Source organism: Tateyamaria sp. GN1-10, from assembly GCF_055693845.1.
In genome coordinates this window covers 1938534-1954463 of sequence record NZ_JBVFUR010000004.1, presented here as the reverse complement: position 1 = coordinate 1954463, position 15930 = coordinate 1938534, and the positions used below count along the sequence as shown (strand labels likewise).

General features: G+C 58.2%; 12 protein-coding genes and 1 pseudogene. 3 read left to right on the top strand and 10 right to left on the bottom strand.

The window, feature by feature from the left end:
* The first annotated feature begins 41 nt into the window (after positions 1–41).
* Complete coding sequence (locus ACZ1HN_RS11450; protein ID WP_472727579.1) at positions 42–1043, top strand: LacI family DNA-binding transcriptional regulator; 1002 nt, start codon at positions 42–44, stop codon at positions 1041–1043.
* Positions 1044–1213: 170 nt separating this feature from the next.
* Here ACZ1HN_RS11450 and ACZ1HN_RS11445 read toward each other — a convergent pair whose 3' ends face one another.
* The 7 genes from ACZ1HN_RS11445 to ACZ1HN_RS11415 all read right to left on the bottom strand — a co-directional run bounded on the left by ACZ1HN_RS11445 (position 1214) and on the right by ACZ1HN_RS11415 (position 8788).
* Complete coding sequence (locus tag ACZ1HN_RS11445; protein ID WP_299205942.1) at positions 1214–2044, bottom strand: helix-turn-helix transcriptional regulator; 831 nt, start codon at positions 2042–2044, stop codon at positions 1214–1216.
* Positions 2045–2182: 138 nt separating this feature from the next.
* On the bottom strand, positions 2183–3223 hold the full coding sequence (locus tag ACZ1HN_RS11440; RefSeq protein WP_472727578.1) for an iron-containing alcohol dehydrogenase: 1041 nt from the start codon (positions 3221–3223) through the stop codon (positions 2183–2185).
* Between the two features lie 130 nt (positions 3224–3353).
* Positions 3354–4616 (bottom strand): ABC transporter substrate-binding protein, encoded by a 1263-nt coding sequence (locus ACZ1HN_RS11435; protein ID WP_299605200.1) that lies wholly within the window; start codon positions 4614–4616, stop codon positions 3354–3356.
* Between the two features lie 274 nt (positions 4617–4890).
* Positions 4891–5061: a hypothetical protein gene (locus tag ACZ1HN_RS11430; protein WP_472727577.1), complete on the bottom strand. Its 171-nt coding sequence runs from the start codon at positions 5059–5061 to the stop codon at positions 4891–4893.
* A gap of 626 nt (positions 5062–5687) precedes the next feature.
* Positions 5688–7085: a TRAP transporter large permease gene (locus tag ACZ1HN_RS11425; RefSeq protein WP_472727576.1), complete on the bottom strand. Its 1398-nt coding sequence runs from the start codon at positions 7083–7085 to the stop codon at positions 5688–5690.
* Complete coding sequence (locus ACZ1HN_RS11420; protein ID WP_472727575.1) at positions 7085–7714, bottom strand: TRAP transporter small permease subunit; 630 nt, start codon at positions 7712–7714, stop codon at positions 7085–7087. Before ACZ1HN_RS11420 ends, ACZ1HN_RS11425 begins: the two co-directional genes overlap by 1 nt.
* A gap of 57 nt (positions 7715–7771) precedes the next feature.
* Positions 7772–8788, bottom strand: coding sequence for a C4-dicarboxylate TRAP transporter substrate-binding protein (locus ACZ1HN_RS11415; protein WP_299209179.1), 1017 nt, complete (start codon positions 8786–8788; stop codon positions 7772–7774).
* A 436-nt stretch (positions 8789–9224) separates the two neighbouring features.
* Between ACZ1HN_RS11415 and acs the strand changes: the two are divergent.
* Positions 9225–11176, top strand: a pseudogene (gene acs / locus ACZ1HN_RS11410) (acetate--CoA ligase).
* A 111-nt stretch (positions 11177–11287) separates the two neighbouring features.
* Complete coding sequence (locus ACZ1HN_RS11405; protein WP_472727574.1) at positions 11288–12295, top strand: AraC family transcriptional regulator; 1008 nt, start codon at positions 11288–11290, stop codon at positions 12293–12295.
* On the opposite strand, the gene ACZ1HN_RS11400 is transcribed toward ACZ1HN_RS11405, so the two are convergent.
* From ACZ1HN_RS11400 to ACZ1HN_RS11390, 3 genes are read right to left on the bottom strand one after another with little or no spacing between them, the layout of a single operon-like run.
* Positions 12292–13467 carry an FAD-dependent monooxygenase gene (locus ACZ1HN_RS11400; RefSeq protein WP_472727573.1) on the bottom strand — a complete coding sequence of 392 codons (1176 nt, stop codon included), beginning with the start codon at positions 13465–13467 and terminating at the stop codon, positions 12292–12294. The two genes, ACZ1HN_RS11405 and ACZ1HN_RS11400, sit on opposite strands and share 4 nt — an antisense overlap.
* On the bottom strand, positions 13464–14582 hold the full coding sequence (locus ACZ1HN_RS11395; protein WP_472727572.1) for a CaiB/BaiF CoA transferase family protein: 1119 nt from the start codon (positions 14580–14582) through the stop codon (positions 13464–13466). Before ACZ1HN_RS11395 ends, ACZ1HN_RS11400 begins: the two co-directional genes overlap by 4 nt.
* Complete coding sequence (locus ACZ1HN_RS11390; protein ID WP_472727571.1) at positions 14579–15817, bottom strand: Tm-1-like ATP-binding domain-containing protein; 1239 nt, start codon at positions 15815–15817, stop codon at positions 14579–14581. Before ACZ1HN_RS11390 ends, ACZ1HN_RS11395 begins: the two co-directional genes overlap by 4 nt.
* Positions 15818–15930: the final 113 nt, after the last annotated feature.

Below are 15930 nucleotides of genomic sequence, written 5' to 3'. Positions count from 1 at the left end.
ATGGTTCTTGATGGTGTGAATTAGCCAAGTGAGGACCCCCAATGAAAGTCACCCTTGCCGAAATTGCATCGGAGGCCGGTGTTTCCGTCACCACCGTGGACCGGGTCCTGAACGACAGACAGGGCGTCCGCCTGCGCACGCGCGAAATCGTGTTGGAAATCGCGCGGCGGCGCGGGTGGTTTGGACCCGTCGAAGAAGAACCGGCCATCCGAATGGATTTCATACTACCGGCTGGCAGCAACACGTTCATGGGATTGTTGCACCAATACCTTCTGGAAGAGGCCCGAAACTATGGCGGGATACAGGCCATGGTGCATGTCGTGGATGGGCTTGAGCCTGACCACATGGCCCTGCGCCTGAACTCTTTGGTCGACAAAACGGATGCGGTTGGATTGGTCACTCTGGATCACCCCTCAGTGCGTGCGGCAATCGAAACGCTATCTGACAATGGCGTTCCGGTGGCTTCGCTGGTGTCAGATCTGCCGTCATTGCAAAAGGCGGGGTACATCGGCATCGACAACCGTTCTGCTGGTCGGCTTGCTGGTTTGCTGATGGGGCGGTTTTTGCACCCGGACAAAACGCATGACGTGGTGATCGTGATCGGCTCGCTGAGTTATCGCGGTCACGAGGAACGCGAGATGGGCTTCAAGTCCATCCTCGCTCAAGATTTTCGCAACCTGAAGATTTCTGAGATCGTCGAAGTCAGCGATGATCGTGACCGCGCCTACACCGAGATGCGCCGCATTCTTTCTAAATCGCCGCCCTCTGCCATTTACAGCGTGGGGTCAGGCAACCAGGGCATCGGGCAGGCCCTGAGCGAAGCAGGCATTCACCGCGAAACGGTGTTTATCGCCCATGACTTGACGGGCGCAACGAAACGGATGCTTCTGGATGGGACTTTGGATGCCGTGATCGACCAGAACCCCCGGGTCGAAGCACGTGAAGTTGTCAAACTGCTCGCTTCTTCGGTGCGTGGCGCAACCGAGCCTCAATATCTGCCACGCCTGCAAGTGGTGTTTGCTGAGAATATTCCGGAATTGTGAACCACTAGCTACCTAAGACGGAGACGAGTCCAAAGTCTGAATGAGTTGGAAAACAGTCCATCGCTTGGCAAGTCAGCATGCGCAGCAAACCAGCCGTTCAACAGCCCATACCAAATGACTGTAAAGTCTGCATACCGAACTTTCCATATCCCCACGCAAGACATTGCGTTTCACGTCACGTGAACACTGCGCCGATAAGCTGACGGAGGAACAACACCATTGCTGATGAAAAATCGCGAGAAACTGGCTTGGCTGGAGAAGCCGAGGTCAAAGCCGATGTCCGCCACAGCGTTCTCGGAATTCGCCAGCTGTTCAATCGCACGCTCCATCCGCAAGGCATTGCAAAAGAGGTTTGGTGTCAACCCGACCTGCGCGCGAAACAGCTTGAAGAAATGCGGGCGGGACAAGCCCACTTCGCGTGCGACATTGTTCAACTTAAGTGGCGCACCGACGTTGTCTTGCAGGTACTTCAAGGCCTTGCGAATGCGGAAATCCCGGCGCGGCAGGATCGGTCCTGTGAATTGCGCGCCGCGCGGTGTCCATTGCCAGGATTGATCAAACGCGGACTGCGTCAGATCACACAGCCGGTCTTCGATCAAGAGATCTTCGCGGTCCCCGTCTAGCATCGCCTGCGCTGTGCCAAAGACAAGACGGGACAGATGTTCAGTCATCTCGACGCCATTGCGGCCAAAGCAAAGCGAAGCTGACGCCCGCCGCGCGGCCTCCAGAAACCACGCCGGGCGTATGTAAAGGACCACAGCCAGAGTTGGCTCATGTCCATGCAGTGGTTTATAGTAATGACCTTGCCATGGGCTGACGGCGACGGCCTGCCCTGCGGATAGCGGATAGGCGGTGTCATTCACCACAACTTCGCCCGGCGGTCCTTGCAAGTGAAAGATGAGATGTCCTTCGCGATGCCCGTGTGGCACCATCTTGCGATCCATTGAGTACAAGCAGACACGGCCAAAATGCCCATGGTACACGGCCAATGATTCACTCATTGTTTCCTCCCAATTTTTTGTTTTTATTATTTTTATTTTGCCCGGACGTCTTTGGTCTCGTTTGGCTTTTCTGACGTTAACCTATAAACTGGCAGACACAAAACGCCCCGGTCCATACGGAACCGCATAAGTTAGACGTCACAGCGCTGCACGCATTATTCTTTCGTAGTCCCGTTCGGTCACATGGCGCGGATTGGTACGGCTTGACGGGTCTGCTGCGGCAGTGCGGGCGGCGGTGGGCACAAGCGCTGCGTCAACGCCGATCTCGGAAAGCCGCAAAGGCAGTTCGACGCGATGGCCCAAACGGCTGAGCGCATCCGCCAAATCGGCACCTTCTGGCAATCCCAGGACTTCGCGCAAAACGGTGAACCTGTCCGAAACCGCCGGGGCGTTGAAAGCCAGAAACTCAGACACAAGCGCGCTGTGCAGAACACCATGGCGCGCGTCAAACACGCTTTCGAGACCATGAGCCGCAGCCTCGATCCCGCCAAAGCCCTTTTCACCAGCCAGCCCTGCATCCAAAGCCGCAATCAGCATTTCACGCCGCGCGGCGATGTCAGTGCCGTCTTGCACAGCCTGCTCGAGGTTGACCACCGCACGCCGCAAACCATCAAGCGCTATGCCATCGGCAGGCGGGTTGAAGGTCGTGCTTAGATAGCTTTCGAGGCAGTGCACCAGCGCGTCCATCCCGGCCGCCGCCGTGGTCAATGGCCCCGCATCAAGCGTCAGCGTGGCATCACAAAGCACCGCGACCGGCAAATCTGCGCGCAGACTTGGCACGCCTTTGACGCTTTGACCCAGCGGACCCAGACCAACCGAGTTTGTGCGCGTGGGAATGGTGATCACAGGGACCTGTCGGCGCGACACGGTGCGCGCCAAATCCAATGCACGCAGGCCTCCAAAGGCGACAATGCCGTCGCTCTCGGCTTCCGCCAACAGCGCAATGACGCGGGCGCGATCTGCGGTGGTTTCGCTTGTATCGGGCAGGACAAACGTAGCCGGCGCGATGGTTGCAGGTATCGCATCCAGTAGCCTGTCAAGCGCGTCGGACTGTGTTGTGCTTTCGCTTGCGATCAACAGAGGCCGCGAAATCTGATGCCGTGTCATTTCAGATGGAAGAGCGTCTTCCAACGCACGATCCGCAAAATGGATGCGTGTGAGGTAGGTGATCAGAGACACGAGCCGTACCCCCATTGCGAACTGTCTCGGGCAAGATCAGAGCGAGCGTTGGTTTTTGGTCTGGTATTTAAAAGGCGGGGCCAAAAACAGTCTTTGGCCCCGCAGTCGGGAGTTTTCTAAAACCGAGGTTTCAGCCGCCGCCCAAAGCGGCGCAATCCGGTGTATCGCGCGACGGAAGCCCCATCGCCGTAAACTCTTCAACCGTCATCCCAAGGGTCTGGTTGACGTCGTCTGTGCGCGACTTGAACTCGTTTTTGAGCCCGCCTTCACCGTCTTCGACCACTTCGTTGATAAAGACCGATCCCGTTGCCTGTCGGTTTTCGTTCAAGGTGACGGGACCCAGCGGTGTGTCCAGCGTCATGCTGGAAAGTGCCGCCTGAAAGGCTGCCTGACCATCGGACAGGTCGCCCTCAACCGCGTTCAGACCCTCAATCGCCGCAAGTGCGGCAACGTAATAACCAACGCCAAAGAGCGATGGCGACGGAAAGCGCTCGCCTTCCGGGAAGGCGTCCTGATAGGCAGCAACGTATTCCTGCCAAGCCGCATCGGGGTTGTCATCGGCCATTGGGCCGGATGTCGGTGTACCGATCAGCGCGTCTTTCGCGCGGCCACGCGACGTCAGAACCGTTTGATCCGCCATGATCGTACCGCCGATGAGGTTCGTTTCGGCCCCCGCCTGCGAATACTGATTGAGGAAGTTGATGGCGTCCGTGCCACCCACACCCAGATAAATCGCGTCCACGTCATCGGGCAGCGCTGCAATGACGCCACCAAAGTCAGAGGAGCCAAGCGGCACCCAGAACCGTTCAACTATCTCACCACCCGACCGGCAGAAATCGACAGCAAAACCAAGGAAGTTCGTGTAGCCAAAGGAATAGTCCGCCGCGACCGTCGCGACCTTGGTCCAGCCCTTTTCATTCACAACATACGACCCAAGACCTGCACCCCATTGCGCGCCATCAAGGTTGAAGCGAAAGAAGTTGTCCGCAGGATCAACCCAGGTCGTTTCCAGCGCGCCCGAGATGCCATTGATCACCGTATTGCCCGGAACCGTCTTGGCGTAATCCCGCATCGCAATGCCTTCAGAGCCGGAAAGTGGCCCAAGGATTATATCCACTCCATCCTGTTCTATCAGCTTGCGCGCCTGGCGCACGGTTGTGTCGGGCGTGGTATCCGTTGGTGCGACAACGGTTTCGATTTTCATGCCACCGGCCATGCCCCCTGCTTGCTGAATCGCAAGTTCGACATTGCGCACACCGTCCGCGCCGCCTTCGGCAAATGCGCCTTCAAGTGCGACCAGAATGCCGATTTTCACCGTCCCATCCTGCGCCATGGCGGCTGCGGGCAACATAAACGCGAGCGCAGAAACCGAGGCGATCAACGATCTTTTCATGGTTTTCCTCCCAAATTTTGGCACAGGCTACAGCGTTGATTTAATTCCGCCCGGACGCCTGCAGATCAAAACGTGGCGGAGCGAAAAGGCTACGCGACTTTCGCCAAAATCCAGACCACACGGAGTGCGCCGACATATCCAATAGTCTCATTTTTTTGCATCTGACATGTTGTCGGTAACACCCAAGCGGCGGTGGGAATTGAGACGCGAGAGGTTACGGTTGAGAAAATTTTGGCTTGGCGCAGGAACTACAATGGAGAACGACTGCACAGCGCTATTCCTGCTTCCAAATCAGCCGGTAGAGGATGTTGGCGATGTCCCGCACATCGGCTAGTCGGTCGATGCCCAGGATCATGGTCAGGATCAAGCGCCCGATGATCTGGCTGGTGGACGGGTCCTCCTCAAAATCACCCTTTAGAACGCCCCATCCGTGATGTTCTCCCAAAGCCCACGCAAAATCCCGGGTTCTCGCTCTTGCAGTGGCGCAGCGGCCTTCGGATCTTCGTAAGGCTGCCGTCCTGGGTGATCGTGAAAGTAGAACTCGACCTGCGTGTGCTCATCGGGAAGCGGGACGTGGGCCTCGCCATTCTGGTCTTTTGTGCTTTGTCTCGCGTCCGAAACGTTCACGTTGAGTCCGCAAAAGCTCCGCTTTCACTGGTTGCCGGATCAGTCACTTGTCAGAACGTGATCCGTGACCGATGTGCAAGGGTTGCTGTCCTGCTGCCCCAAGCTGACCTCCGCCTGTTTTTTGTTGAACGCAGTGACCCGGAAAAATGATCGCGTACGATCCAGGCGTTGGCAAAACCTTGGTCGTTCTGCTTGCAACACTCTTCAATCTGGCCAATTCAGCGCAACCGTCAAATAACCGACATAGCGCGCCAGAATGCGATTTCATGTTGCACACACCGCGCACACGAGACCAATCAAGCGTTTGAATTTAAATATGAAACCGTCCAATCCATCATGGGCGCAGCGGACAAGCGTGCGGCGCACTTTGCCAAGCGCACCGGTCTGTTCTGCGCGTCCTCCGGCGCCAGATAGCGATAGGAGGTTACAAAAGCTCCCAGTCACTTACGCCAAAGACGGCAGCCATAGAACAATGGCCGGGAACGCGACCAGCAACGCAATTGTAATCGCGTCCGCGATGAAGAAAGGGGTAACTCCCCTGAACACGTCCTGCACGCTCAGATCATCGCGCACGCCCGCAACCACAAAGCAGTTGAGACCGATGGGCGGTGTGATCAAACAGAACTCGGCCATCTTGACCACCAGAATGCCAAACCAGATCGCACACATTGGCCCTGACATGCCAAATGTACTGTCCGCCGCACTTACGAATTCGCCCCCATTGAGCGCCATCACGGCCGGGTAGACCACGGGCAGGGTCAAGAGCAGCATGCCAATTGCGTCCATGAACATGCCCAGCACGGCATACGCCAAAAGTATGCAAACCAGGATCAACATGGGCGACACGGTCAGCGAAGTGATCCAGTCCGAGAATGCACCCGGCAGATCAGCGAACCCGAGGAAGCGCACATAGATCAGGACACCCCAGATGATGGTAAAGATCATCACCGTCAGTTTGGCCGTCTCGATCAACGCGTCCTTCAGCTCAGTCAAGCGCATGCCTCGGTACACCGCCATGAGGAATACAATGAACGCGCCCACTGCCCCGCCTTCCGTCGGCGTCCCCCATGCGTCGCCAAAGGGGTTGTAGACAAAGAAGATGATGATCACGACAACCGCTACGATGGGCAGCGCAGGTGGTAGAGCCAGCAAACGTTCTTTCCATGTGAAACCGGTAACGGGCGGGCCAACGGTTTTGAAAATGACCGCGATACCGATGATCAGAATGGCGTAGACAAAGGCGGAAAATGCGCCGGGGATGAAACCGGCCAACAGCAGTTTACCCACATCCTGCTCGACGATGATTGCATAGATCACAAGGATGGCTGACGGCGGGATCAACGACGCCAGCGTGCCACCGGCTGCGACAACACCAGCCGCGAATTGTTTGTTATAGCCGATCTTAAGCATCTCTGGGATCGCAATACGGGCAAAGACGGCTGCGGTTGCGACCGATGCACCCGACACTGCGGCAAAGCCTGCGGTCGAGAACACCGTGGAAACTGCCAAGCCTCCCGGCACCCAGGCAATCCACTTCTTGGCCGCGTCAAAGAGTGCGGTGGTGAGCTTGGCGTAGTAGGCCAGATAGCCAATCAGGATAAAGGTTGGGATCAGGCTCAGCGCATGTGCGGACACCTTGGAATGCGGCACTTGGCCCGCAACCTTGACGCTGATTTCCAGCGCTTTTCCAAAGCGTTCCGGCGCGTAATCAAAGCCGTTCCAGCGCAACCAGACCAAGCCAACGAAGCCAGCCAAACCAGCCGCAAACGCAACACGCATTCCCAGAAAAACAAGGCACAGCATGCCGCCTGTAACCCACAGGCCAATTGTGATCGGGTCCATCAGTCTGCTCCGTCCAGGGCTTCGGCTTCTGCACGCGCTTGCGCGGCGACACTCTGGATCAACGGCACTGCAACTGGGCGCTCAAGGTTCAGCCAGAAGGCACGCGCATAGCCGACGGCTTGCAGCACAAGTCGGGCGCACAGCACGGCAAAGGCTATTGGCACCAGCAGTTTCGATGGCCAGATCGGCAGCGAGATATCGATGGAACTGTCCCGACTGCAAAACGGCCGTGCGCAGTCAAAGGAACGGTCGAAATGGGCCCATGCCCCCCAAACCAAAGCAATCATGAGGACAAGGATCAAAACCACCATGATCAGCTCGACCAGCCACAGCAGGCGTCCCCGCATGGCACCGATAATGATGTCCATACGAATGTGCCCACCGTTTCGCTGAACATAGGACACACCCATAATGGCGATCAGAGGCATCAGCATTTCGATCAGGTCTACGTAACCCATGAGCGGTGCTTCGAAAAACTCCCGGCCTGCGACCGAATAAGCGGCAAGGAACATGAGGGAAAAGGCGGCCAGTCCGCTTAACAAGGCCATGACCCGCTCAATTGGCAATAGCGCCCTATCCAAACGGCTTAGAACACTGGAGTCTTCCAGCACTGTGGATGCACCTGCCATCCCTGCCCCCTGTTTTTATGTGTTTAGGGCGGGCCATGTGACCCGCCCCTTTAAGGCTTAGCTTCCGCCTTTGGCGTCAGCGAGTGTTTTGACGACCAGGTCATACAGTTCCTGACCGGGCAAGCCCTGCCCTTCCATGTCCGCGATCCACGCGTCACGTGCGGGATCAGCTGCAATCGACCGGAACTCGGCAATCACTGCGTCGTCGATCTCGACCTTTTGCACGCCCTTCTCTTCAAGAACACTGTCCCAACGCTCGAGCAATTCGGCATAGTTGGCCAGGTAGTGATCAATCGCCTCGGAAACCGAGCTTTCGAGCGCTGCCTTGTGCTCGTCCGACAAGCTGTCATATGCGTCGATATTCACAACCACCGGGCAGTTCACGGTGCCGGGGTTCAGGTTGGCCGTCCACCAGTCAGCCTGGTTGATCGTACCAAACGACAGGTGTGCGTGCTGGGCAAATGCCACCGTGTCCACAACACCGGACTCCATCGCCTGATAGGCCTCGGTTGCGGTGACAGATGTCGGAACGCCACCGACGCTTTCAAAGGCCTTGCCCAGGCCGCCTGTTGCGCGCACGCGCATACCTTCAAAGTCTGACAGCGTTGTCTTAGGTTCGCCCGTCCCGACCAAGTTGTACTGCGGCATCGGCGAGGTCATCAGAAGGCGTGCGTTCCACTGCTCCATCTCCTCGACGGCAGCGGGGTGTTGGTAGACGGCGGTCGCCACCGCCACTTCTTGCTCCAGGTTCTCGACCCCGAGGAACGGCAATTCCAAAACGGTGATCACCCGGTTCTTGTCCCGGTGATAGCCTGCGCAGAACTGTGCCATTTCGAACGCACCGATCGAGATGCCATCAAGGTTCTCGCGGTTCTTGGACAAGCCACCATAGCTGATGTTCATGGTGAATTCGCCGTTTGTCTTTTCAGAGACCAGCTCGGCCAGTTTTTCAACATGCTCGGTAAAGGCACGGCGCTTGCCCCAGACCGACACATTCCATTCCGTGGCCGCGGCTTCGAGCGCAAATGTACATGATACAGCGGCAACAACGCCGCCCAACGCGAATTTGTTCATGATGTTTCTCCCTTGATGCGGGACCTGACGGCCCGCTTAGAGTGGAAGCTAGCGTGGCGGCCTCGCGCTGCCAAGGGGCTGCAAACCGGCCAAATGCCAGCTTGATTCTCAAGCAACCGCCGTCGCTGCGATGCAGCAGGTGTTTTATCGCGGCTTTTCAAGTGCGTGGCGCGAAGATGCAGCGGGCCACCCTTCAAGGGATTTCGACAAAAAATATGTGTAAGTCATTGTAATTTATCAAATTTATCACCTCATCCGTCACATCACACGGCTTTGGCCCGACCTATACAACCAACGTCCCATTTATTTCCTTCTGCTCTGCATTGCGTATTATCACCAACAGAGGGAGGAGGCCGCGCGCACGGTTGCGTCATCATGGAGGATGGCACGTAAATCTTGCGCACCTCCAACAAGAATAGGACGACCCGGAGGAACCATGCCCGAAACCAAAACACACGCGCCACATCCCGATCTGGCCGCCAATGCACATGTGAATGCGGCCCGCTATGACGAGATGTATGCGGCATCCATGAGCGACCCGGCGGCCTTTTGGGGTGAGCAAGGGAAACGGGTGGACTGGATGACGCCCTATAGCGAGGTCAAGGACGTGTCCTATGATTTCGGCAACGTGTCGATCAATTGGTATGCGGACGGCACACTGAACGTCTCCGCCAACTGCATCGACCGGCATCTTGCAAAACGTGGCGATCAGACGGCCATCATCTGGGAACCCGACGATCCCAATGATACCGCCAAGCACGTCACCTATGCAGAGTTGCATGCAGAGACGTGCAAAATGGCCAATGTGCTCAAGGGGCTGGGCGTTAGCAAAGGTGATCGGGTGGTGATTTACATGCCGATGATCCCCGAAGCCGCCTATGCCATGCTGGCTTGCGCACGTATCGGTGCGATTCATTCCATTGTATTTGCGGGGTTTTCGCCCGACGCGCTGGCAGCGCGCGTATCAGGCTGCGATGCCAAGGTGGTCATCACCGCCGACGGCGCCCCCGCGGGGGCCGCGTGACCAACCTCAAGGACAATGTGAACCAAGCGCTGATCAACGTGATCAACGATACCAAGTGCCTGGTGGTGCAACGCACGGGACAGCAAATTGCATGGCGCGACGGGCTGGACTATTGGCTGCATGAAGAAACGGCCAATGTCCCGGCAGAGTGTCCACCGGAAGAGATGGGCGCAGAGGATCCTCTGTTCATTCTTTATACGTCTGGTTCGACGGGACAGCCCAAGGGTGTCGTCCACACCACCGGCGGCTACCTTGTCTATGCATCGCTCACGCACGAGATCACCTTCGACTACAAGGATGGTGAGATTTACTGGTGCACAGCAGATGTAGGTTGGGTGACCGGTCACAGCTACATCGTCTACGGCCCGCTGGCGAACGGGGCCACAACCCTGATGTTCGAAGGGGTGCCGACCTACCCCGATGCCAGCCGCTTCTGGCAGGTCTGCGAAAAGCACCAGGTGGCACAGTTCTATACTGCGCCTACGGCCATTCGTGCCCTCATGGGCCAAGGCAATGATTACGTGACCAAGTGCGATCTGAGCAGCCTTCGCATACTGGGTACGGTTGGCGAACCAATCAATCCGGAAGCCTGGAATTGGTACAATGACGTGATCGGCGGCGGGCGATGCCCCGTTGTAGACACGTGGTGGCAAACCGAAACAGGTGGCCATCTGATGACGCCCCTGCCCGGTGCCCATGCGACCAAGCCGGGCGCGGCGATGAAACCGTTCTTCGGGATCAAGCCATTGGTTCTGGAGCCTGCCACCGGCGACGTCATTGAAGGCAATGGTGTTGAAGGGGTGCTGGTCATCGCAGACAGTTGGCCGGGCCAGATGCGCACAGTCTGGGGCGATCACGAGCGCTTCGAGAAAACCTATTTCTCTGACTACAAAGGCTACTACTTCACCGGCGATGGATGTCGCCGGGACGAAGATGGCGACTACTGGATCACCGGCCGCGTGGATGACGTGATCAATGTCTCAGGGCACCGGATGGGCACGGCCGAGGTGGAAAGCGCACTTGTCGCGCACGCAAAAGTGGCCGAGGCTGCAGTGGTCGGCTATCCCCACGACATCAAAGGTCAGGGCATCTATTGCTATGTCACCTTGATGAACAACGAGAAACCGACCGAAGAATTGCGCAAGGAGTTGCGCACATGGGTCCGGTCCGAGATTGGCCCCATCGCCTCCCCCGATCTGATCCAGTGGGCGCCGGGCCTGCCCAAGACACGATCAGGCAAGATCATGCGCCGCATTCTGCGCAAGATTGCTGAGGATGATTTTGGCGCATTGGGCGATACATCAACCCTCGCCGATCCGTCCGTGGTTGAGGACCTGATCGAAAACCGGATGAACAAAAGCTGACCAAGCGGGGCCGCTTCACGCGGCCCCATGCGGCAACCCGATCACGCCAAATGACTTGCATATTCCGCCAAGCCGCTGGCTTGGTCGGGCAAATGTGGTCACACTGGCACCATGACCGCGACGCAAGAAACCTATTACAAGATTGCCCGGACGACCGAACAGTTGTGTGGGCTGTTGCAAGTGGATCCGACCGCCGTGATGCGGCGCATGCGGTTTCCGCCGGACTTTCTGCAAAACGAAGGGCGCGGCGTGTCCGCGGCGGACTATTTTGCGGGATGGAATGCAATCCTTGCCGAAGCAGATCGCGAAGACACCCCGCTCATGCTTGGTCGCGCCTATGCCCGCGGGCCATTCAACCCCGCATTCTTTGCCTTTACGTGCAGCCCCAACGTGGCCGTTGGACTGGAGCGACTGTCACTGTTCAAACCCCTGACCGGTCCACTCGTTCTCGGACTCAAGCGCACGCCATCGCAGGCTCTGGAGATCCACAAATCTTCGAACCAACCCAGCCTGCCCTTACCCGCGACCTTTGCAGCAACCGAGCTGGTCTTTCTGACCGAGGCGATACGCGCCTGCACCGGTCATCATGTGACACCGCGGACCGCCCGGCTGCCCGAACGGCTTGCCTGCCATGACGCTTTGGAAGAGTTCATCGGCATTCCCATTGAAACGGGAGGACCGAATATGATGATGCTTGCGCCCGAGGATGCCGACCGCAAGTTACTGTCGGCTGATCCGGCGCAATGGGCGCAGCTTGAACCTGGGTTCAAACGTCAGATGCAATTGCAGACCTCGGAACAGGCGATAACGGCACGGTTGCGCACAACACTGGCGGAAATGCTACCCGCTGGCGAAGCCACCATCGACGCCGCAGCGCGACGCATGCGGTTGAGCACCCGTAGCCTGCAACGGCATCTGCACGACGAAGGCACGCGATTTCAACAGGTCCTCGACACCACACGCGCAGACCTGGCGCGCGACTACCTGACCTCAACAGACTTGAACGTGGCCGAAATCAGCTACTTGCTTGCTTATCGCGACCCGAACTCCTTCTACCGCGCCTTCAACACATGGACCGGTCAAACGCCGCAGTCCGTACGCGCCACCGCCAATAGCTAGACGGCCTGCGTCACGTCGTGGCGATAAACCCAATCCTGCCGTGCATGTATCAGCCCGGGCACAATGCGCGCACCAAGAGCCATTGGCCCATAAAACGCGATACTGCCCAGCGGAGTGGCCTTGTGAAACATACGCGCGTTGGCGGCTGATCCCGCCTGGATACGTGCGGTACGGTCAATACGCAGGTCAAAATAGCGCTGCAAACCAGGCTCGACCGATGCAGCATTGTCAAGCACAGCCGCAAGCGTCCACGCATCCTCCAGCGCCTGCACCGCCCCTTGTGCCATGGATGGCAACATCGGATGCGCTGCATCGCCCAACAGGGTGACCTGCCCCTCATGCCAGCGGGGCAAAGGCGTCCGATCAAACAGGGCCCAGCGGTTCAAAACCCGGGCTTTTGCAATCAGCCCCGCGACAATTGGATGCCATCCGTCAAAGGCGGCCATCGCATCATCACGGCTGCCCTCGATCCGCCAACCTTCGGGCGCTGGCTCCGGCTCTTCAACCATGCCGACGAAGTTCGCCAATGTACCAGCGCGCAACCGCGTGGTGACGGCGTGGCGCTTGTCGCCCGCCCAGACACATGCCGTTGGCGGGGGCGGACGATCCAGTTCATCGACTGGCACCACCGCGCGCCAGGCAATATTGCCTGTGTATCGTGGCTTGTCCGGACCCAGCATTTGCTGACGGACCGCCGAATGCAGCCCATCGGCCCCAACAACCAGATCACCCGAGGCGCGGCTGCCATCAGTAAAAGCCACAGCACCGTCCGGATCATACCCAGAAACACCAAGACCGGTCTGCACGGCATCCGGTGACAACTCGTTCAAACGCTCCACCAACGCATCCACCAAGTCGACGCGATGGATATGTATGTATGGTGCGCCCCAGCGCTGGGCCGCATACCCTTTCATAGGAAGTGAAAACACCTGACGACCTGATACGCCCAGGCGCATCTCGATCGCTTCCGGTTCGAAGAGCGTCCGCGTCATGTGCGCAGACACGCCCAGCGCCTCAAGCACATGCCAGCCGTTAGGTGAGATTTGCAGCCCCGCACCCACTTCGGTCAACGCCGGGGCCTGCTCGAACACGGACACATCCCAGCCTCGCAAGCGCAAGGCAATCGCAGTGGACAGCCCTCCTATACCACCGCCGACGATCAATGCCTTCATGTCAGCGCTCCGTCCGCCCGAAGCGCGTCAATACTTGTCTGATCGTAACCGAGCTCGGACAGTACGGCCTCAGCGTCCTGCCCGGGTGCCGTCGACGATTTTGGATTACGCGGTGGAGTGTGATTCAGACGGGGCGCGGGTGCGGCCTGCCAAACGTCGTCAACGGACAAGTAGGTACCACGGCCCGCCATGTGCGGGTCATCCCGCGCTTCCTCCATCGACAGAACCGGTGCAACGCAGGCGTCCGTCCCAGCAAAGATGCGAGCCCATTCATCGCGCGGGCGCCGTGCAAACAATGTAGAGAACTTGCCGGTCAGTGCAGGCCATCTGCTTCGATCATTCTGATCCGGCAAGCTGATCGGCTCCAGCTCAAGCCCCGCAAGCAAGGCTGCATAAAATTGCGGTTCCAAGGCTGCGACGGCGACATCGCGCCCGTCAGCACAACGGTAACAGCGATAGAACGGTGCACCGCCATCCAACCAGTTCTGTCCGGGCTGATCAGTCCAAAACCCGTTGGCCATAAAGCCGTGCAGCAGCCCCATCATGGCCGGAACGCCATCCACCATGGCAGCATCAACCACCTGACCTTTGCCCGTCCAACCCCGTGCAATGACCGCAGAAAGAACCCCGAAAATCAGGAACATGGCCCCACCGCCGTAGTCCGCGATCAAGTTCAATGGCGGGCGCGGCGGTGCATCAACTGTCGCCATCAGGCTGAGCACACCCGTTTGCGCCAGATAGGTCAAGTCATGACCTGCGGTCTGCGCCAGCGGGCCGTCCTGCCCCCACCCGGTCATGCGGCCATAAATCAACGTGTCCGGCGTGTCATCCGGCCCCAAGCCAAGACGCTCCATCACGCCCGGGCGAAAACCTTCGATCAGGATATCAGCCTGTGCAAGCAAATCATGCGCAATACCTCGGCCCGTATCTGACTTCAGATTCAAGGCAATCGACCGCTTGCCGCGCCGGTTCACGTCGTACGGATCGGCAGGACCGGAGGCGCGGTCAATCACCACAACATCTGCCCCCATGTCAGCCAGAAGCTGCCCCGCCAACGGGGCCGGGCCAAGCCCGGCAAACTCAATCACCTTCAACCCGTGCAACGGTCCTGTCATCCATGTGCCTCAATCGTACCATCCGCAACCCAGCCATCAAAAACAGCCAGCGCTGCATCCACAAACGCATCGTCATTGATGTGAGCGGCAACCTCGGTAAACCCCAATGGTTCGGTGATCACCGTGCGCATCTCGTCGCAAAAGATGGCCAGCCCCTCTGGATCATGCGCCGGTTGCCCCAGACGATCCCATTCTTCGATCCCGCCAGATGGAAGGATCACATGCGCCGGGGTGTCACTCGCCTTGAGCCGCTTGGCAATTTCACGCGCGGTCGCGCGGCGTTCTTCCGCGTTGAATGCAGAGCATTTGATCAATCGATTATGCGCGTGGAACGGGCGGTCGCGATATTGCTCCGGGATCTCCTGCCAGCCCGCAAAGTCAATCAGGTCAAGACAACCCGGCGCGACGATCCGGGGAATGCCCGCGCGCCCTGCATTCAGCATGCGATCTTCACCGCCATTCACCACGGACCCCGCCATCAGGTTGCCAAGTTCGGACAGGGCAAAATCCATGACGCACACAAAGCCACCCTCGCGCGCAATGCTTTCAAACGCCATGCCGCCCATGCCGGTGGCGTGAAAGATCGCAACCTCGTACCCCCGCGCCTCCAGCTCTGGTTTCAGGCGCTTCATGTATCGCAGGCAAGATGAGCCAAGCGATGTCATACCAACCATTGGACGATTAGCCGCCGGAGGCTCAACGGCGCGTGCAGCCCCCAATACCGCCCCCGCCGCCTGGCTCAGCGATGCTTTGCAGACCGAATTCAGACCATAGAGGCCACCCGCCCACAGGATCATCTGTATGTCAGCCGACAACCGGTCTGTCGGGATGACTGGCGAAAAACTGACCGTGGACACCACATATTTGGGAACCCCCAAGGGCAACGCCTGACAGATATCCAGCGCGACATCCGTGCCCATGGAGCCGCCCAAGATGACCACCCCATCAAACCGTCCTTGATCCAGCAATGACCGCGCCAGCACACTCGCCCCACGCGCCATGATCTGCATGGCGGTGTTTTCATCACCGCTGTCGATCACCGCTTGAATGGTTGTGCCTGCCGCCTCCGCCACTTCAGATTTCCAGACATCGACTGGACGTTCGGGATCACCCAAAACCGAAATGTCCATTGCCAGCACGCCACCACCCATGGCGGTGATACGCTCGGCCATGTAGGTCAGTTCGTCATTCTTGGTATCGTAGGTCCCGACAACCAAAATGGTCTTGTCCGCCATATGCGCTTTCCCTTGCCATGCCACGACATGCAATCACAGGCGATCAAACAGGGAAACCGGAAAAGCTGTCGCGATCAGAGGCATCCAGACATGAGTGTTCAGAAACGCCATTC

Coding starts and splice junctions, on each gene's coding strand:
- ACZ1HN_RS11450 (WP_472727579.1), top strand. CDS start 42: ATGAAAGTCACCCTTGCCGAAATTGCATCGGAGGCCGGTGTTTCCGTC.
- ACZ1HN_RS11445 (WP_299205942.1), bottom strand. CDS start 2,044: ATGAGTGAATCATTGGCCGTGTACCATGGGCATTTTGGCCGTGTCTGC.
- ACZ1HN_RS11435 (WP_299605200.1), bottom strand. CDS start 4,616: ATGAAAAGATCGTTGATCGCCTCGGTTTCTGCGCTCGCGTTTATGTTG.
- ACZ1HN_RS11425 (WP_472727576.1), bottom strand. CDS start 7,085: ATGGACCCGATCACAATTGGCCTGTGGGTTACAGGCGGCATGCTGTGC.
- ACZ1HN_RS11420 (WP_472727575.1), bottom strand. CDS start 7,714: ATGGCAGGTGCATCCACAGTGCTGGAAGACTCCAGTGTTCTAAGCCGT.
- ACZ1HN_RS11415 (WP_299209179.1), bottom strand. CDS start 8,788: ATGAACAAATTCGCGTTGGGCGGCGTTGTTGCCGCTGTATCATGTACA.
- ACZ1HN_RS11405 (WP_472727574.1), top strand. CDS start 11,288: ATGACCGCGACGCAAGAAACCTATTACAAGATTGCCCGGACGACCGAA.
- ACZ1HN_RS11400 (WP_472727573.1), bottom strand. CDS start 13,467: ATGAAGGCATTGATCGTCGGCGGTGGTATAGGAGGGCTGTCCACTGCG.
- ACZ1HN_RS11395 (WP_472727572.1), bottom strand. CDS start 14,582: ATGACAGGACCGTTGCACGGGTTGAAGGTGATTGAGTTTGCCGGGCTT.
- ACZ1HN_RS11390 (WP_472727571.1), bottom strand. CDS start 15,817: ATGGCGGACAAGACCATTTTGGTTGTCGGGACCTACGATACCAAGAAT.